The organism is Sedimentitalea sp. XS_ASV28 (genome assembly GCF_041224545.1).
GTDB lineage: Bacteria > Pseudomonadota > Alphaproteobacteria > Rhodobacterales > Rhodobacteraceae > Sedimentitalea.
On sequence record NZ_JBGFGP010000166.1, the window covers coordinates 355,047 to 373,405 of the forward strand.

Sequence of the window (18,359 nt, forward strand, 5' to 3'; positions counted from 1 at the left end):
TTTTCCATGAAGCGGGGCCGCGCCGGATTTGCGGCCCCGTAGCAGGTCATTCGCTCCAGCTCATGCGGTTGAGAAAGAGAGACTCGTTGGAGGTGGGTTGCCATACCAACTGTTCCGCCGCGCCATAGATGATGGCCGCCTGGTACAGGGGCAGGATGTAGGCATTTTCAAGTGCAATGCGGTTGATCCGGGCGTAAAGTGCGGCGCGATCTGCCTCGTTCAGCTCACTTCGGGCCTCATCGAGCAGTGCGTCCATTTCCGGATCGGATGCACGACTCCAGTTCGAGGAACTGTGCAGCAGAGGGTACATGATGCCGTCCGGATCCTGACAGGCGCAGGACCAGCGCGAGAAGGTCAGCATGGGCGCCTGATCCGGCGATGTTTGCTGATCCTTGAGCCAGGTGGCCATGTCGGATGTCTGGATGCCGACCTTGAGGCCGACATCGGTCAGCATCTGCTGGATCGCCTGTACGACGCGCTGGTCAAACACGGGCGAGGTGGCAAGACCAAGCTCCATATCGGGCGCGGTGTCCAGCCCCGCAATTAACGCGCGCGCTTTCTCAGGCTCGTAGTTGTAGCCTTCGATCCCGTCGGTCCAGCCGAAATGCGCGGGCGATAGCAACTGATCGACGATCTGAGGGTAGCCGCCGAGCAGACCGTCAACGATGGCCTCGCGGTCGATGGCATGGCCGATGGCCTTGCGTAGGTCCGGCTGATCAAGCGGCGACAGCGCACCGTTCATCGCGAAATATGCCACCCGTTCGGTGTTGACGGTCAGAACCTTGCCGCGACCAGAGTTCTCTACCTGCTGCGCAAGATCGGTGTTCAGTGTCACGACGAGGTCGGATGTGCCGGCCTGCAGGTTGGCAACGCGCGTGGCCGCATCCGGCACTCCCCGGAACACGACCGTGTCAAACGGCCCCGCGTCACCCCAATAGGCAGGATTCTTGGTGACCTTGACCGAAACGCCCCTCTGCCAGGTGGCGAAGACATATGGACCCGAGCCGATCGGGGCCTCGTTGAACTCCGCCGATGTCATGGTCTCGGCGACATGTTTCGGCACGATCGACAGCTTGACCAACTGGGCAAGCAGTGCCGGATAAGCGCCATCGGTGGTCAGCGTGACTTCGTGTTCGCCGGTCACTTCGGCTTTGATGATCTTGTTGAACTGGCCCAGCTGCGGCGAGGCGAAGTCGGGATCGGTGATGCGTTCCACGCTGAAGACCACGTCTTCGGGCGTCAGGGGCGTGCCGTCGTGAAAAATTACATCATCGCGGATCGCAAACACGGTTTCCGTGTCGCTGGTTCGTTCCCACGCCGTCGCGATCTGCGGTATGATCTCACCCGCATCGTTACGGGTCACCATGTTGTCAAAGATGTTGCGGTAGACGTAATAGCTGTCCGGGTTCCATTGCTGATGCGGGTCCAGGGATGATGGCTCATTCACCAGATCGATGGTCAGCAATTCCTTGGCGGAGGCGGTCGAATGCGCCGAAAGCGCCGCACCCAGGGACAGTAGAAACGGCAGTGCAAATCGCGCTGCACGGGTCGTCGTATTCATCAGGTAGCTCCCTTGTTGGACATGGTCCCGGATCCGGTTTTCGGATCGGTTCCGGTTGTCTTGCCTCCGTCCGGCCATTGTTGACCATTGTTCTCCGAGGCCTTGTGAGCCTCTGCAGTGACGCCAAGTTCGGTGCGATTCCGCATGAGACCTGTGACGGCGTATTCTCGAAAGGCATCAATCTCCGCCATGCGCAATGCGACGATGCCGGTGCTGTCGCGTTTCGCGGCAGCCTCCGCCAAAGCGCGTGCATTGCCTGCGACGAAAGGGTGTAAATGGCTTGTGTCCAGGAAGCGCAGGATGCGGTCCGAGTGATCCCAGAGCCCTGAAAGGAAATTGGCTATCAGTCGGTTGCCCTCGGCATCCATCAGGATGTCGAGCATTTCGCGTTCATATCCGCGACGGGTGATGATGCTGGCCGGGTCCGATTGGCCTTCGAGCACTTCGATCATCTCGGCCAGCGTGCCCATCCGGGCGACGGCGTCCGGATCCGGACATGCATTTCCGAGGCTGGGTTCAACCTGTCGCCGCGCCGAAATCACATCGCCGATCAGCGCGCCTGTCACCGGCAACACCTTCCATCCGGCTCTCCGGATCGGATGAACAAGGCCCACGGCGGACAGGCGTGCAAGTGCCACGCGCACACCGGCTCGGCCAATCCCGAAACGGTCGGCGATCTGTGCTTCGGTTGCGACGGAACCCGGCGAAAGCTCGCAAGTCTGAACCGCCAGTTTCAGCCTGTCTTCGGCAAAGCTGGTCTTCTGCGCGGGCGCCAACGGGTCGGCAGGTTCCAAAAAAGGTGAAGATGGATCGAACACGCGCTTCTCCTTTCCGATTCTTTAAAAATTCTAACCTAGACCTTTAAACATTTTCAAATCCCTTTTTTAAAATTTTTATTTTCTGACCGATTGGGGACAAGCCACCTGCTTCCAGTCGAACTGATCTAAATAGCTATTTTGCCGATCTCTCTCGCCGGAGTTTGAGAACCGCGAACACAATATGGTTTCGACAGCCAAGGGGAGAAATCACGCGCTATGCCATCATCCGCGCGCTTCACATTGAAGATTCCGCTGACACATGAGAGGTCGTCAGCAGGCGAACCTTTGTTCGGCTAGCTCCCTTCTTCGCTGTTGTGAGAAGGAAGTCGGTGCATTCGCGCGCGGCATACTCTGGGTTTGAAACCTGATTTCCTTGGGTCAGACACAGGGCGAAGGGTGGCGGCGCGCGGGGTGAACCCGGCCGGAGGATGCGACGGTGTTCTGGCAGCTCAAATGTGCTACACGGTAGCAATTCTGAATCGAAAACCCGGGAAGACCGGGAAAACCCCCGAAAATCCACGCCAAGCGTGCTACATGAGGCTCATTCGGAGCTGAGGTTAAGATATTGAAAAGTAAAGTTGAAAAAGCAGAACGGCTAAGTGTGGCGCCCATGATGGACTGGACGGACCGTCACTGCCGTTATTTTCATCGGCTACTCAGTCGTGAAGTGTTGCTCTACACCGAAATGGTGACAGCGCCCGCGTTGGTACGGGGTGGGGCGTTGCATCTGTTGGAGTACAGCCCGCAGGAGCATCCCGTCGCTTTGCAGCTTGGCGGGTCGGATCCTTCGGAGTTGGCCGAGGCCGCGCGGCTTGGGGCGCGGGCGGGGTATGACGAGATCAACCTCAATGTCGGCTGTCCGTCCGACAGGGTGCAGTCGGGGGCATTTGGAGCGGTGCTCATGTTGCAGCCCGATCTGGTGGCCGAGTGTGTCGCGGCGATGCAGGAAGCAAGCGATGTCGAGGTCACGGTGAAATGTCGGATCGGTGTGGATGAGCAGCGACCCGAAGAGACGTTGCCCGCCTTTCTGGCACGTATTCGTGGCGCCGGCTGCCGCAGGGTCACGATTCATGCGCGCAAGGCGTGGCTGCAGGGGCTGAGTCCCAAGGAGAACCGGGATATCCCGCCGCTCGATTACGATCTGGTGCTGAAGATGAAGCGGGATTTTCCGGATATGCACATCTCGATCAACGGCGGGATCACGACGCTGCAGCAGGCGCGGGCCTTTCTCGATGCGGGGCTTGACGGTGTGATGATCGGCCGCGCGGCCTATCACGATCCGGCGTCGGTTCTCGCCGAAGCGGATCCTGTAATCTTCGGCACAGGTATGCGCAGTGATCCGGTCGAGGTTGTGCATCGCATGGTGCCGTATATCGAGGCGCATCTGGCAGAGGGCGGCAAATTGCATCAGGTGAGCCGTCACATGCTTGGGCTGTTCAGCGGCCAGCCGGGCGCGCGCGCCTGGCGCAGGATGCTCTCGGAAGGGGCGCATCGGCCCGGGGCTGGTCCGGATCTGTTGCTCGCGGCGCTGGACGAGGTTGCGCCCGATCACCTCAGCCAGGCGGGTTAGGACATGAATACCGGTGACGGCCAGCGACAGGTCTTCGACCGAAACGGCTGGCTGATCTTCGAGCACGATCGGCAGGTCGGTGACTGGGTCGGATATGCGTGTCCCGCGGCGCGCGCCGCCGTGCGGGACCCGGCGCATGCGCAATGGCTGGACTGTGACGGGACCTGGTTTGTCGGAGTCGATGTCTTGCCCAATGACGCGCAGGGCAGGGTCGCCGGTTCGCCGCCCTTGGCGGGCAATGCCCTCGCGTTCATCAAGCGATGCTATGGCGATGTTCCGCCGCTCCATGCGGCGCAGGTCTCGGTGACCTATCCCGGCTATCCGCGCCCGCGCCGGGGCGAGAGCGCCGGGGCGGCGCGATATCGCCTTGCGCGCGATGCCGCGCATGTGGACGGATTGCGGGCGCAGGGCAGGGACAGGCGGCGCTACCTGTTCGAACCGCACGGTTTCATCCTTGGCCTGCCATTGACCGCTGCCGCGCCCACCGCTGCCCCGCTGGTTGTGTGGGAAGGCAGCCATCACATCATGCGCGAGGCGTTTCGCGGGGCGTTTGATGGTCATGCGCCAGAGGCCTGCGCGCAGGTCGATGTCACCGATACCTATGTCGCTGCGCGCAAACGTGTATTTGAAACCTGTCGCCGCGTGCCTTTGCCGGCGCAACCGGGCGAGGCTGTGCTGCTGCACCGTATGGCGTTACACGGGGTCGCACCGTGGCAGAGTGGCGCAGAGGCCGATCCGGACGGCAGGATGATCGCCTATTTCCGGCCCGAGATGCCCGGTGGTATCGGACAATGGATGGGCGCTCAGCCCTGATTGCGCCGGGTGCGCCCGCCGCGTCGTTTTTGCAGTCGTGGAGCGCGACCGGGCAGTTCGTCCATGACCGCTGCACGCTCGTCAGCGCTCATTCGCGACCAACGGGCGATTTCATCGATGCTGCGCAGGCAGCCGACGCACAAGCGTTCCTTGGGATGCACGACACAGATCCGGACGCATGGGGAGTCGACCTCGTCACGCTTCCAGACGTCGTCGTTCATCCTGCGGCCTCGTTCCTGATATGGCGCATCCGGTCCAGCGCCCCCTGCAGGATATAGCTGGCGGCGACGTGATCGATCACCTCGGCGCGACGTTTGCGTGACGTATCCGCCTCGAGCAATGCGCGTTCGGCGGCAACCGTGCTCAGCCGTTCGTCCCAGAAGCCGATGGGCAGATCGGTCAGGCGGCTGAGGTTGCGGGCAAAGGCGCGGGTAGATTGACACCGCGGCCCTTCGCTGCCATCCATGTTGCGCGGCAGGCCAAGCAGGATCGCACCCACGTCCCGATTGTCGATGATCTGCAACAGCCGTTCGGCGTCCAGCGTGAACTTGCGCCGCCTGATGGTTTCGACGGGTGTTGCCGTTGCGGCCAGACGGTCGGACAAGGCCACGCCGATGGTCTTGTCGCCAAGGTCGAGTCCGATCAGCGCCCGCATCGGCGGGCAGGCGGCTGCAAAATCGTCGAAGAGGTCGCAGATCACGGGTCTACTCCGGCCTGCGTCGCCGCCTGACGGATCAGGGCCAGTGCCTCGTCGTCGCCCGCGAATACCTCTTGCGCATTGGCGTATATGGCGCTGGCCTGTTCGTTCTCTCCCAGAACACCCAGGGCCCCGATCAGCCGGGCCCATTCGCTGGGCGTGCCGCCCTCGGTTGCAAGCCGGTCGGACAATCCCTGCACCATGCCACGGATCATCTCCCGGCGGTCTTCCTCGCTCATATCGTTGGCGGCGGCCATGTCGGCGGCGCTGGGACCGGGCTGCGAGGGCAGCATGAATTCGGCCCCGGCGCGGCGCGCCATGTCCTCGATCTGCGCCCGGATGGGGCGGACCCATGGCGCGTCGGGCGGGCTGTCCTGCAACAGGCCGTTCCAGGCGCGAAAGGCCAGATCGGGCCGGCCGGTCTGCGCCATCATAAGACCCGAATAATAACGTGCGGTGCCATTTTGGGGATCGCGGGACAACACGCGCTCCAACACCTCTTCGGCCTCGGGTGACACGTAACCCCCGGCCGCCATGATCATGAGCGAGGCGTATTCGGCGTGGTCCTCGGGCGTGGCAGTCTCGCCCTTGAGGCGCAGCACATCCGATTGCGCGGCGGCGGCGGCCCTGAAATTCCCCATTGCCGCCTCGTTGCGCGCCAGCAGCACCTGGCCCTGCAGGTCGTCGGGCCGTTCGGCGACCGTTTCGCGCAGGCGCTCCATCAGCGTGGCGTATTCCGGGCTGACGTCGGGGGGCGACGCGGGGTCGGGGCGCCGGGCTTCCGCCTCGGCCTGGCTGGGCCGCGAATTGTGCATGGTTTCCGCCAGCTCGATCCGCCGGTCCAACCCGAAATCGCCGTATCCCGGCGCGCCCAGCGAGCGATACAGCATGAGCGAGCCCCCGATCAGCGTGACGCCGATCAGGACCGCCATCGCCAGAGAGAGCGGCGAGGATTGCCCCCCCCGAGGCAGGGAGGCCTGCATCTGGGTGTCAGCGGCAAGGATCCGTCGGGATATCTCGGTCCGGACCCGGTTCGCATCGGCGGCACCGATCACGCCGCGATCAAGGTCACGTTCGACATCCTTGAGCTGGTCACGATAGACCTGCATGTCAAAGGCCGCCGCGGGGCCGGCGGTGTCGCGTGTGCGCAGCAATACCAGAGCCAGCGTCGCAGCGATGACAAGTGCCAGTGCAGATGTGATGATCCAGAACGTCATTTGGCCTCCTGTTCTGGCCCTTCATGTAGCTTTCCGACGGGCGGGAAAAAAGGGACAATGCAGAATGAGCGCCCCGATCAGGCGCGGCAAATTCGACCTATGTCGCAATTCGGTCGGGAAATGCCGCCCGTAAATGTCCTCTCTTCCGTGTCCTCCCGCAGAAGCAATAGTATGGTGGTAACCGCCCGAATCCCTGTCTGCCGCGTGCCCCGGAGGTCTCGATGAAACGATATTCTGCCTTTGCTATCGCCCGCGAAGCGCTGCGCAACCATACCGGGTGGGAACGGGCCTGGCGGGCCGCAGAGCCGCGAAAGCAGTATGATGTGATCATCGTCGGCGCCGGTGGGCATGGCCTGGCGACGGCCTATTACCTCGGCAAGAATTTCGGCATCACCAATGTGGCAATCCTCGAAAAGGGCTGGCTTGGCGGCGGCAATACCGGGCGCAACACAACGATCATCCGGTCGAACTATTTGCAGGATCCCTCGGCCGCGATCTATGAAAAGGCGCGCAGCCTTTACGAGACGCTGAGCCAGGATTTGAACTACAATGTCATGTTCTCGCCGCGCGGGGTGATCATGCTGGCCCAGACCCAGCACGAGGTTCGCGGCTATCTGCGCACCGCCGAGGCAAACGCCCTGCAAGGGGTCAAGACCCGGTTCATCAGCCCCAAACGTGTCAAGGACCTGGTGCCGATCATCAATCTGGACGGGCCGCGCTATCCGGTTCTGGGCGGGCTCTGGCAGGAACGCGGCGGCACTGCCCGCCATGATGCGGTCGCGTGGGGGTATGCGCGCGCCTGTTCCGACATGGGCATGGACATCATCCAGAAATGCGAAGTCACCGGGATTCGCCAGCAAGACGGCAAGGTCGTGGGGGTCGAGTCAAGCAAGGGGCCGATCGACTGCCGCAAGCTCGGTATCGTGGTGGCAGGGCATTCCGGTGTGCTGGCCGAGATGGCCGGGTTCCGGTTGCCGATCGAGTCGGTGGCGTTGCAGGCGCTGGTGTCCGAACCGATCAAGCCCTGCATGGACGTGGTGGTGATGGCCAATACCGTACATGGCTACATGAGTCAGTCCGACAAGGGCGAGATGGTCATCGGGGGCGGGGCTGACGGGTACAACAACTATACCCAGAGGGGCAGCTTCCACCATATCGAAGAGACGGTGCGGGCGCTGGTCGAGACATTCCCGATGATCTCGCGCCTGAAGATGCTGCGTCAATGGGGTGGCATCGTCGACATGACCGGCGACCGCTCGCCGATCCTGTCCAGAACGCCGCTCGAGGGGTGTTTTATCAATTGCGGCTGGGGCACCGGCGGCTTCAAGGCGATTCCCGGATCGGGCTGGGGCATGGCGGAACTGATGGCGCGGGGGCATTCCCCGCTGACCGATGCGTTCTCGCTGGATCGCTTCAGGGAAGGGCGCTTCATCGACGAGAGTGTTGCCGCCGGGGTGGCGCACTGATGCAAATTTCTTCAAAGAAATTTGCCAAGAACTTTCGAAAGTTCTTGGGCCGCCGAGGGGGGAGCTAGCGCCATGTCCTGCTCCGAAGCGATGGCCGACATCATGCGCGCGGATCTGGGCATCGGGCCCGGGCTGTCCGAGAAGAAGATGTTTGGCGGTATTTGCTTTCTGCTGCATGGCAACATGATCGGCGCGATCGGCAAGGACGGTGCGCTGTATCGGCCGGGCAAGCCGAATGAGGCGGAGGTGCTTGAGCTGCCCGGCGTCACGCCAATGGTCATGGGTGGGCGCAGAATGGGCGGATTCGTGCGCCTCGGTGCTGAAGCTTTTGCCGATGATACCACCCGCCGCCGACTGACCGAAATTTCGCTGGGCTTTGTCGCCAGCCTGCCACCGAAAGGATGAGACGATGCTGATCCTCACCTGCCCCTATTGCGGTGTAGCCGCCGATGAAACCGAACTGGCCTGCGGGGGCGAAGCGCATCTGACGCGTCACGGTCCGGGATCGTCGGAGGACGCGTTCCACGGTTATATGTTCTCTCGAAAGAACCCGCGCGGCCTGCATCTCGAGCGCTGGCGTCACGTGCAGGGATGCGGCAAGTGGTTTCACGCCGCGCGGGACACCGTGACCTTGCAGGTGTTCGGAACCTATCCGGCGCAGAGCCATGAACCGCCGGAAGACATCGTCAGGGCCATTCGGCGGCGCCATCCCGACTGGACGTGGGAGGGGGCCGCATGAGCTGTCACGTAACGCAATCCGGTTTGCCAATCGAGGTGCGACAATGAGCAAGAGACTGAGCACCGGGGGCCGCCTGATCGACCGCTCAAGGCGCATCGGGTTTTCCTTTAACGGCAAGCCGCTGGCCGGTCATCCGGGAGATACGCTGGCCTCGGCCCTGCTGGCCAATGACCAGATGATGGTTGGCAGGTCGTTCAAATACCACCGTCCGCGCGGCATCGTGGCCTCGGGTGCGGAAGAGCCGAACGCGCTTGTGAACATGGGGGAGGGCAAGCGGTTCGAACCCAATCAGCGCGCCACCACCACAGAGCTGTTCGACGGGCTGACCGCGCGCAGCCAGAACCACTGGCCATCGCTGGACTTCGACATAGGGGGCATCAACACGCATCTGTCCCGGCTGTTGCCGGCGGGTTTCTATTACAAGATGTTCATGTATCCGCGCGCCTTTTGGAAAAGCGTTTACGAACCTTTCATCCGCCAATCGGCCGGACTGGGTCAGGCCCCCACCGAGCGGGATGCGGATACCTATGAACATTTCCACGCCTTTACCGACGTGCTGGTCATTGGCGGCGGTGTTGCAGGCCTGCTGGCGGCACGCCATGCGGCCGAGGCCGGTGCCAGGGTTCTGGTTCTCGAACAGACCGCGCATTGGGGCGGGCGGTCACCGGTCGATGGCGGTACGGTCGATGGCAGCCCTGTGGCGCAGTTCATCGACGAAACGGTTTCCGCGCTCAGGCAGATGCCGAACGTCACCCTGCGTACGCGCTGCATGGGCGCGGGTGTATACGATCATGGTTACGTTCTGGGGTATGAGCGGCTGACGGATCACCTGCCCTACGCGCAGGGGCCACGGCATCGGCTCTGGCGCATCCGGGCGAAACAGATCGTCACCGCGACGGGCGCCATCGAACGCCCGCTGAGCTTTGCGGGCAATGACATCCCGGGCGTCATGCTGGCCTCGGCGATGCGCGATTACGTGGTCGATTACGCCGTATCACCGGGCGAGCGTATTGTTGTCGCCACCAACAACGACGACGGCTATCGCACGGCCATCTGCCTCAGGAACGCGGGCGTGAACGTGTTGCGGGTGCTGGATGCCCGCAGTGCCGGGGGCGGCGCGCTGATGGACGACGCGCGCGCGCTTGGCATTCGCGTCGATCCGGGCCGCGCGATTGCAAAGGTTGGTGGCGGCAAACGGGTGCAAACGGTACAGATATGTGCGCAGGATGGCGTCGGCGGCGCTCTGGAAGCGGTGAAATGCGATGCCGTCGCCATGTCGGGCGGCTGGTCGCCGGTGGTTCACCTCTGGTCGCATTGTGGCGGCAAGCTGCTGTGGGACGAGGCACAGGCGCATTTCCGGCCGGACCCGGAGCACCCGCCGCTGGGTGCGGATGGCAGCGGTTTTGTCCGGGCCGCCGGAGCATCGAACGGCGCACTGGCATTGGGCGATACGCTGGCCGATGCGACAGAGGCGGGCAAAGCTGCGGCCAAGGCTGCCGGGTTCAAGCGACGCAACACCAGGGCGCCCGTCGGTGAGGCGGCGTCCGAACGGCCGCTCGAGGCCGTCTGGTTGATGCCGCAGCAGGCAGATGTGGGTGTGCGCTCGAAATCGTGGCTGGATTTTCAGAATGACGTAAAGGTGTCGGATGTACAGCTGGCGGCGCGCGAGGGGTTCGAAAGCGTCGAGCATACCAAGCGCTATACTACACTCGGCATGGCGACGGATCAGGGGAAATTGAGCAATATCAACGGCCTTGCGATCCTTTCTGATGCGCTGGGCCAACCCATTCCGGCGACGGGAACGACCACGTTCCGCCCGCCCTACACGCCGATTTCGATGGGGGCGATTGCGGGCGAGGCGCGCGACGAGGTGTTTCAGCCGATCCGCCGCACACCGATGCATGACTGGCACGATGCACACGGGGCCGACTGGGAGCCGGTGGGCCAATGGCGGCGGCCCTATGCGTTTCTGCGCGGGTCCGAAACTGCGCATGATGCGGTGATCCGCGAGGTCAGGAACACCCGCGCGGCGGTTGGGCTTCTGGATGCATCCACGCTTGGCAAGCTGATCGTCAAGGGGCCGGATGCCGGGCGTTTTCTCGACATGCTCTATACCAACATGATGTCGAGCCTCAAACCGGGGCGGTGTCGCTATGGCCTGATGTGCAACGAGAACGGCTTTCTCATGGATGACGGCGTGGTCGCGCGCATCGACGAAGACACGTTCCTGTGCCATACAACCACCGGCGGTGCCGAGCATATCCACGCCCACATGGAGGAATGGCTTCAGACCGAATGGTGGGACTGGCAGGTTTACGTGGCAAATGTCACCGAGCAATATGCCCAGATCGGTGTTGTCGGACCGATGGCGCGCAAGCTGCTGGACAAGATCGGGGGCATGGACCTGAGCGCGGAGGCGTTGCCGTTCATGGCCTGGGCGGATGGACGGATTGGCGGGTTTGATGTCCGCGTGTACCGGATTTCGTTCTCGGGCGAGCTGAGCTATGAAATCGCCGTTCCCGCTTCGCAAGGCTTGGCCTTCTGGGAGATGCTGATCTCGGCGGGCGAAGAGTTTGGCATCATGCCCTATGGCACCGAGGCGTTGCATGTGATGCGCGCCGAAAAGGGATTTATCATGATCGGGGATGAAACCGACGGCACGGTCATTCCGCAGGACCTTGGGATGGACTGGGCGATTTCCAAGAAGAAGGAAGACTATCTTGGCAAACGCGCGCAGGCGCGCAGCCACATGGTCGACCCGGACCGCTGGAAACTGGTCGGGCTGGAAACCACCGATGGATGCGTGCTGCCCGACGGGGCCTATGCGGTGGGCGAGGGGGTGAATGCCAACGGTCAAAGGGTGACTCAGGGCCGGGTGACGTCCACCTATTACTCGCCGACGCTCGATCGCGGGATCGCGATGGGGCTGGTTCTGCACGGGCCGGACCGGATGGGCGAAGAGATCACATTCCCCTGTACGGACGGCAAGACCTATACCGCCAGGATCGTCGATCCGGTTTTCTATGACAGGGACGGGGAGAAGCAGAATGTCTGAACCGGTCAGCGCCATGCACAACGCCAGCCATGATGGCATCGCCGCGGTCAGGGAAGACGGGCTCCAGGGGATGATCACCCTGCGCGGTGACCTGTCCGCCGGGGCGGTCGGATCGGTGATCAAAGACGTGGCGGGGTTCGCGGTGCCCGAGGTCGGGCGCATATCCGGCGACCGGAAGGGGGGGCTGTGCTGGATGTCGCCGGATGAGCTGCTGGTCCTGTGTCCGCATGAAGACGCCGATGCACATGTCGAAAAGATGCAGCAGCGGCTGAAAGGCACCCATTCGCTGGTGGTCAACGTGTCGGATGCGCGGGCGCTGTTTCGTGTGAGCGGTCCTGCCGCGCGTGACGTCATGGCGAAGTTGTGCCCGGTCGATTTCTCACCGGATGCCTTCACGCCGGGGATGTTCCGGCGCACCCGAATGGCGCAGGTTCCCGCCGCGCTCTGGATGAGCGACGACGAGACCTTTCATATCATCTGTTTCCGGTCTGTGGCGGAATATGTGTACGGTCTTCTGAAAGTGGCCTCTCAGCCGGGCAGCGAGGTTGGCGCATTCTGACCATAGGTCGCGGGTTGTGATGCGACTGGGCATCAGTTGCCCGGAAGGAGCATGAATCGGGGATGTCAAATGCCAGACAAATCCGGCTTTTGCATAAGACATCTCACCCACATCCAGAAAACGGACGTTCATGCGGCAGACAGCGAAGGTAAAAATGGAGCCCATGGCGGTCATTTTGGTGTCATGCCGCGCGCGCACGCAGCGGCAAATATCCTGCACAAGCACGAGATGGTATGATGCGGTGCGGCGGCGATTTCGGCCGTTTGTGAACCGCGCAGAATTTTTGAAGCCGGCAATTCACAGGCTGCGGACAAAGCTGCATCTGAACTGCGCGGACCAATATCCGCTCCGGCAGAAAGGACACTTGTTGCCCTTTTTGAATTCTCAGAAAACAAAAGGGCCTTCACGCGCCTTAAGTTTCGGAGGCTTTGTCAGGTTGCCTGACCCTGAGTGCTACGATCCGCCAACACGGTTTTCAGGCGGCCAGATCTGCGGCATAGTCGGTCCAAAGGCTGAACGCGTCAGACCTCGCATGGCGGTATGACCGGGCGGAGAGGCGATGGCATTTCGGCCGGGACAAGGTGGCGATCTGATCGTGGGCAGAGAGGAACAATTGCGCCTGGCTCGCAGACTTGAAGCGCTCCATGATCTTCTCTCGTCGCCGGGTGTGCCGATGCGAGGCTTCGGCCCGATTGTTCAACCCATTGTGCTGGCGATATTCGATCCCGGCTTTGGCTGCGGCATAAGAGCCGAGCTTGTCGGTGACCAGCGCGCGCGGCTGGCCCCCTCGCCGAAACAGCTTTCGAAAGAAGCGTTTGGCTGCGCTCGTGTTCCGACGCGACTGAACCAGGATATCCAGCACATCCATTGCCCGGCAGGCGATCGCGAAGCGATCTGCCGAGAGGGGCCATTGGCGTCGACCGCCCGCCAGAGCCAGTGCTTCTTGCCCTTGATCGAGATCACGACCGCGTCGAGATGCCATTTGTCCGCCGGGCCGGGACGCTCGCGACGGATCCGGGCGGCGAACTGCCCGCCAAAGCGCGCGACCCAGTCCCGCACGGTCTCGTAGGAAACCCGAATCCCACGTGAGGCAAGCAGATCTTCGACATCCCGCAGACTGAGAGCGAACCGATGACAGGCCCAGACCGCGTAGTCGATCACGGCGCGCGGAAATCGGAAGCCCTTGATGCGGGACAGATCGCATAGATTCAGCAGGACCCTTCGCTATCCGGAGGTCGGGCGGTCTGCAAACTGACAAAGCCGTTCAGTGCCATTTTCCATTCTGGTTTGGATTTCTTTTAACCCTGCACTTTTTCCGGCACGTCTATTTCAACAGAGCGGCGGTTTCATCAGCTTCCAGTTCACGCATGTTCTGGCAATCAAAGATCGGTTCGGACACATGCGCCAAGGTGATCTGTGTCTTGGCAATTTTGTTGCTGGCGGTTCGCGGAAATTCGTCGACATAGGCTACGTAACGCGGACGCTTGAAGGCGGCGAGACGTTCCGAATGCGCCTTCACTGCCTCGGGCGGCATGTCTGCTGGCGCGGTACCATCCGTTAGTTTCAAAAGCACCATGACTTCTTCGCTGCGTATTTCATCCTTGACTGCAACTACCGCGGCCTCGGCAATCAGCGGCGCTTCACACATGGCGGCTTCGACCTCATTTGCCGAGATGTTTTCGCCGGCGCGCTTGATCATTTCTTTCAGGCGTCCAACGATGCGGTGATAGCCGTCTTCGTCCTTGACGAACAGGTCTCCCGAGCGGAACCAGTCGCCGTCAAAATACTCGGTGTTGGCATCCGGACGTTTATAGTAGCCCAGCATGATCGAGCGGCCACGGATTTGCAGCTCTCCCGGCTCGCCGGGCTCACATTCGTTGCCATCTGCGTCCACCACGCGGGTTTCGCGATACGGCGCTGCAAGACCACAGGTATTACGTTGCAGTTTTTCGCGGCTGTCCTGAGGGCAGATGATCGCGGGGCCAACTTCGGTCATGCCGAAACTGTCGCGCGCCACGAGATTGAAGCGTTCCTCGGCCTCGACCCGCGCTGAGGGTCGCCAGCCGAAAGCATGCACATATTTCAGCGGAAGCGTTGCATCGTCGGGGGAGGGTGGCACCTTTTTCATTAGGGGTTGCGGCAGCACGCAGTAGTGCGCGTCGTTTTCGCGAATCCAGGTCAGGAAGTTCGTCAGGCTCATTTTCGAGGCGATGATCGCCTTGCCGCCAATTGCCATGGCCGACAGGAAAGACCACTGCCCGTCCATATAGAAAAACGGTGCCCAAAAGAATAGGTTGCGATTGCCATAGTGGTTGTGCACTTCGGCTATCGAGTGGCTGAGTACGATCCAGTAGTCCTGGGTCAGCATGCAGCCCTTTGGAAAACCTGTGGTGCCGGATGTGTATTGCAGGTTGGCAATATCGTCGGCACGGACAGGATAACCGGGGTCAAACTCGGCCAATTCACCGCCCGCTTCCAGATCGCCCAGATCGCTCGCGATCACGGTCATCGGCGTGTCCAGCAGGTCCGGACGTTGTTTCATGTCTTCGAAAGCAGACAGGTACTGATCGCCGATGATCAAACCCTGCGCATCGGATTGGTTCAGGATATAGTCCAGCTCTCTGCCACCGTAAGCAGTGTTCACCGGGACCAGCACCGCGCCGATCTTCATAATTGCAAACCAGACGAGAACCGAGGCCGGGCTATTGGGCAGCATCACCGCGATATGGGCCCCTTTGCGATAACCACGCTCCAGAAGGCTCGCGGCAATGCGGTTCGACCTGCGGTGCAGAGCGTTGTAACTGATTTGCGCGCCGTCCTGGAAATAATCCAGTGCGATGGCGTCGCCGTACTTCTCGGCCTGTGCGGCACAAAAGGCAGGCAGGCTTTCGGGAAATCCCTTGGCAGCAATTTTGACACCAAGCGCGTCGACCTCGATTTGACCTGGATGTTTGCTCATTCCGCCGCGTCCTTCTTGGCGAGGGGTGGGGTTGTCGATTGGACCGAGCGCGCCAGATGATACATGTGTCCCGCCAGCGCCATGCCGTCAGCGCGGCTCATGTCGAGGCTGCGTTGATAGCTTTCCATCTCGACACGAATGCCCAGCGGCGGATGCGACGCGATCTTTTCCGCCGCGGCCTGCGCGGTTTCCATCAGCTTGTCCGGTTCCACTACGTCATTCAGAAGCCCAAGGCGCATCGCCTTATCGGCGTTGATCTTTTCCCCCAAAAGCACCAGTTCCATGACCGCCACGTGGTTCAGCGCCTTGCCCATGCCGATCGCAGCCGCAGCGCCCCCCATGCCGTAGGCGATTTCGGGCATACCCAGAACCGCGTTCGCGGAGGCATAGCGGATGTCGGTCAGCGCATTCAGGTAGATGAACCCCTGACCGAAGCAATAACCGTTTACGGCGCCGATGATCGGCTTGTAACGCGGCATCGTCAGGATTTCGTGTTCCCAGCCGGGGTATTCGTGGGTGTCATAAGACCGCGAAGGGTTCAGGTGGCGCTCGACCTTCTCCAGGGGGGTGCGTTCGGGGCGCTTGGTCTTTATATCGTCACCTGCGCTGAACGCCCGGTCCCCGGCACCGGTCAGGATGCCGCAACGAATGTCGCGGTCCGCGGTGAACTCGGTCAGGATCTCGAACAATTGCTTGTGCATGTCTGGGTTCAACACGTTCAGTGGTGGGCTGTCGAATGTGATCCTGGCGATATGGCGGGACTTTTCGTAACGGATCATTTTTTCTCTCCGGTCTTGGGGCTAGTGGCCCGAATTGGTCTTGTCCGCACGTCGCCGCAACAGTTCTGCCCCGGTCATGGCAAGGGTTGTCACCACAACGAAGAAAACGCTGACGGCGGCGATGGTCGGATTGATTTCAAAGCGCAGATCGTTCCAGATCCGCATAGGCAGGGTTTCAGCGCTCGACATCAGGAAGAGCGAGATGATCAACTCGTCAAAGCTGACGAAGAAGGCAAATACACCGGCGGCGACGATGGCCGGGGTCAATGGCGGCAAGGTGGCCGTCATGAAGGCGCGTACGGGGCCAGCCCCCATGATCCGCCCGGCGCGTTCCAGTGTCAGATCGATCTGGCGATAGGCGGAGCCGACCATCAGGACCACGAAGGGCAGGCCGATAGCCGCATGGGCGCAGATCAGGGTCAGTTCATTGTCATTGACGCCAAGGCGGATGGCAAAGATGAACACGCCCAATGCCACGATGACATTGGGCACGATGGAAGGGGCGATGAAGATGGCAGTCAGAGCACCGCTTGTTCGGGTCCGGCGGCGGCCAAGACCGACGACCGAAAGCGTGCCTACGAAGGTCGCCAGAATACTTGCCCCAATGCCACGCGCAGGGACCGGAAGGTGGCCGACATCCAAACCGGATCGGTGAAATAGGCGCGATACCAGCGCAGGCCGAATTCTTCCGGTGGGAAGCTCAGGAAACGCCCGTTCGAGAAGGAAATCGGCACAAGATCAGGATCGGGAAGAACAGGAAGATCACGATCAGCAGGTAGAAGACGGGCAGAAGGAGGTTGCGATCACGCATCAGTGGGCCTCCTTATGTTGGTGCGCCAACTTGGCCGACGCCCCGCGCACAACGGTCAGGATCACCAGCGTCGCAACGAGCAGCACGATAGAGATTGCCGCCGCAAATCCCCAGTTTGTCTGGCCAACCTGGCCAGAAATCACGTTTGCCATCATGGCATCTCTGCGACCGCCGATCAGCGCCGGAACGATGAAGAAACCCATCGACAGGATAAATACGATCAGTGTGCCGGTAATGGCACCTTCGGCGGACAAGGGCAGGAAAACCTCGCGAAAGGCTTTTCGCGGGCTGGCCCCCATGATGCGGGCCGCGCGCAGCAGGGATTGGTCAATCTCGGTCATCGATGAGAAACAGGTCACGATCAGCACCGGCAGCATGATCTGCACCATCCCGACGTAAACGGCGCCCGTGGTGAAAAGCATCTTGATCGGTTCATCGATGAAGCCAAGCGCCAGAAGCGTCTGGTTGATGATGCCTTCCTTGCCCAGAACAACCATCCAGGCATAGGTGCGCGCCAGGATCGACATCCACATCGGCACCAGCACCAGAAACATCAGGAACGGGCGGCGCCCAACCGGTTGGCGCACGATGAAATAGGCAATCGGATAGCCGATCAAAAGACACGCGAAAGCAACAACCGCCGAAACCTGAAGCGTATTCCAGAAAATCCGCATATAGGCGCCACGGGTGACAAAACGGTTGAAATGCTCGGTCGTGAAGGCAGGATCGAACAATCCCTGCTGAAACACGATCCCGACGGGGATCAGGAACAGCATCCCGATCAGAATAATGCCGGGCAGAAGGGTCAGACGCTTGCTCATCGCTCTCGCCTCTTTTGGGGGTGGATGGGTCTCAACGGCAATGCATTGAGCCGGGGATAGTCGGATTATTCGAGAATCCAGTCTTCCCAGCGCTCTTTCAGCGGTCCAATATTTTTGCCCCAGAACACGGCGTCGGTGACGAACTGGTTAGCAACGTTGTCGGGATGGGTCGGCATCGAGGCGCCTTTTTCTTCCGGGAGGTGGTCATAGATCCCTTTCACCAGACCCGGATAAGGAACCATCGAAGCGAACTGCACTGCGCGCTCGGCATTGGTTATCATGTAACTGCTATACTTTTGGCCGGCTTCGACGTTTTCCGATCCCTTGATTATAGCGACGTAAGACGCCTTGATGCTGACCTGCCCCCCGCGAAATCCCTCATCATGATGTAGAGTCTGCCCAACCTTGAAGGAGCAGACGAATGCGAAAGAGCCGTTTTACCGAGGCGCAGATTATCGGGATGATCAAGGAGCAAGAGGCGGGCATGCCGACGG

18 protein-coding genes and 1 pseudogene are annotated in these 18,359 nt (G+C 61.3%); 8 read left to right on the forward strand and 11 right to left on the reverse strand.

Annotated elements, in window-relative coordinates; genetic code table 11:
- Positions 1-46: 46 nt before the first annotated feature.
- Complete coding sequence (locus tag AB9K34_RS20815; protein ID WP_369956471.1) at positions 47-1,561, reverse strand: ABC transporter substrate-binding protein; 1,515 nt, start codon at positions 1,559-1,561, stop codon at positions 47-49.
- Positions 1,561-2,379 carry a GntR family transcriptional regulator gene (locus AB9K34_RS20820; protein ID WP_369956472.1) on the reverse strand — a complete coding sequence of 273 codons (819 nt, stop codon included), beginning with the start codon at positions 2,377-2,379 and terminating at the stop codon, positions 1,561-1,563. The genes AB9K34_RS20815 and AB9K34_RS20820 overlap by 1 nt, the downstream gene beginning before the upstream one ends.
- 562 nt (positions 2,380-2,941) lie before the next feature.
- On the opposite strand from AB9K34_RS20820, the gene dusA reads away from it, so the two are divergent.
- Positions 2,942-3,949 (forward strand): tRNA dihydrouridine(20/20a) synthase DusA, encoded by a 1,008-nt coding sequence (gene dusA, locus AB9K34_RS20825; protein ID WP_369956505.1) that lies wholly within the window; start codon positions 2,942-2,944, stop codon positions 3,947-3,949.
- 3 nt (positions 3,950-3,952) lie between these two features.
- A complete protein-coding gene (locus AB9K34_RS20830) occupies positions 3,953-4,762 on the forward strand; it encodes a hypothetical protein (protein ID WP_369956473.1) in 810 nt (269 codons plus the stop codon).
- Here the strand turns inward: AB9K34_RS20830 and AB9K34_RS20835 are convergent.
- From AB9K34_RS20835 to ccmI, 3 genes are read right to left on the reverse strand one after another with little or no spacing between them, the layout of a single operon-like run.
- Positions 4,753-4,983, reverse strand: coding sequence for a DUF1289 domain-containing protein (locus AB9K34_RS20835; protein ID WP_369956474.1), 231 nt, complete (start codon positions 4,981-4,983; stop codon positions 4,753-4,755). The two genes, AB9K34_RS20830 and AB9K34_RS20835, sit on opposite strands and share 10 nt — an antisense overlap.
- The gene (gene ruvX, locus AB9K34_RS20840) at positions 4,980-5,462 is read right to left on the reverse strand and encodes a Holliday junction resolvase RuvX (RefSeq protein WP_369956476.1); all 483 of its coding nucleotides are present in this window, start codon (positions 5,460-5,462) and stop codon (positions 4,980-4,982) included. Before ruvX ends, AB9K34_RS20835 begins: the two co-directional genes overlap by 4 nt.
- Positions 5,459-6,676: a c-type cytochrome biogenesis protein CcmI gene (ccmI, locus tag AB9K34_RS20845; protein WP_369956477.1), complete on the reverse strand. Its 1,218-nt coding sequence runs from the start codon at positions 6,674-6,676 to the stop codon at positions 5,459-5,461. Before ccmI ends, ruvX begins: the two co-directional genes overlap by 4 nt.
- 221 nt (positions 6,677-6,897) lie before the next feature.
- Here ccmI and AB9K34_RS20850 point away from each other — a divergent pair, with 221 nt between their 5' ends.
- From AB9K34_RS20850 to AB9K34_RS20875, 6 genes are all read left to right on the forward strand, one after another.
- Positions 6,898-8,142 carry a sarcosine oxidase subunit beta family protein gene (locus AB9K34_RS20850; protein WP_369956479.1) on the forward strand — a complete coding sequence of 415 codons (1,245 nt, stop codon included), beginning with the start codon at positions 6,898-6,900 and terminating at the stop codon, positions 8,140-8,142.
- A 90-nt stretch (positions 8,143-8,232) separates the two neighbouring features.
- The gene (locus tag AB9K34_RS20855; protein WP_369956480.1) at positions 8,233-8,547 is read left to right on the forward strand and encodes a TfoX/Sxy family protein; all 315 of its coding nucleotides are present in this window, start codon (positions 8,233-8,235) and stop codon (positions 8,545-8,547) included.
- Positions 8,548-8,551: 4 nt separating this feature from the next.
- Complete coding sequence (locus AB9K34_RS20860; RefSeq protein ID WP_369956481.1) at positions 8,552-8,881, forward strand: sarcosine oxidase subunit delta; 330 nt, start codon at positions 8,552-8,554, stop codon at positions 8,879-8,881.
- A gap of 43 nt (positions 8,882-8,924) precedes the next feature.
- The gene (locus AB9K34_RS20865) at positions 8,925-11,936 is read left to right on the forward strand and encodes a sarcosine oxidase subunit alpha family protein (RefSeq protein ID WP_369956482.1); all 3,012 of its coding nucleotides are present in this window, start codon (positions 8,925-8,927) and stop codon (positions 11,934-11,936) included.
- On the forward strand, positions 11,929-12,495 hold the full coding sequence (locus tag AB9K34_RS20870) for a sarcosine oxidase subunit gamma (protein ID WP_369956484.1): 567 nt from the start codon (positions 11,929-11,931) through the stop codon (positions 12,493-12,495). Before AB9K34_RS20865 ends, AB9K34_RS20870 begins: the two co-directional genes overlap by 8 nt.
- Positions 12,496-12,564: 69 nt before the next feature.
- Positions 12,565-12,732, forward strand: a complete 168-nt coding sequence (locus AB9K34_RS20875; RefSeq protein WP_369956485.1) for a hypothetical protein — start codon at positions 12,565-12,567, stop codon at positions 12,730-12,732.
- Between the two features lie 238 nt (positions 12,733-12,970).
- Here the strand turns inward: AB9K34_RS20875 and AB9K34_RS20880 are convergent.
- The 6 genes and pseudogenes from AB9K34_RS20880 to AB9K34_RS20905 form a co-directional block, all read right to left on the reverse strand.
- Positions 12,971-13,710: pseudogene (locus AB9K34_RS20880) on the reverse strand (IS6 family transposase).
- A 109-nt stretch (positions 13,711-13,819) separates the two neighbouring features.
- Positions 13,820-15,454, reverse strand: a complete 1,635-nt coding sequence (locus tag AB9K34_RS20885) for a class I adenylate-forming enzyme family protein (protein WP_369956487.1) — start codon at positions 15,452-15,454, stop codon at positions 13,820-13,822.
- Complete coding sequence (locus AB9K34_RS20890) at positions 15,451-16,233, reverse strand: enoyl-CoA hydratase/isomerase family protein (RefSeq protein ID WP_369956488.1); 783 nt, start codon at positions 16,231-16,233, stop codon at positions 15,451-15,453. Before AB9K34_RS20890 ends, AB9K34_RS20885 begins: the two co-directional genes overlap by 4 nt.
- 21 nt (positions 16,234-16,254) lie before the next feature.
- Complete coding sequence (locus AB9K34_RS20895) at positions 16,255-16,875, reverse strand: ABC transporter permease (RefSeq protein ID WP_369956489.1); 621 nt, start codon at positions 16,873-16,875, stop codon at positions 16,255-16,257.
- A 168-nt stretch (positions 16,876-17,043) separates the two neighbouring features.
- A complete protein-coding gene (locus tag AB9K34_RS20900; protein WP_369956491.1) occupies positions 17,044-17,865 on the reverse strand; it encodes an ABC transporter permease in 822 nt (273 codons plus the stop codon).
- 65 nt (positions 17,866-17,930) lie between these two features.
- Positions 17,931-18,146, reverse strand: a complete 216-nt coding sequence (locus AB9K34_RS20905; protein WP_369956492.1) for a hypothetical protein — start codon at positions 18,144-18,146, stop codon at positions 17,931-17,933.
- Positions 18,147-18,359 lie beyond the last annotated feature (213 nt).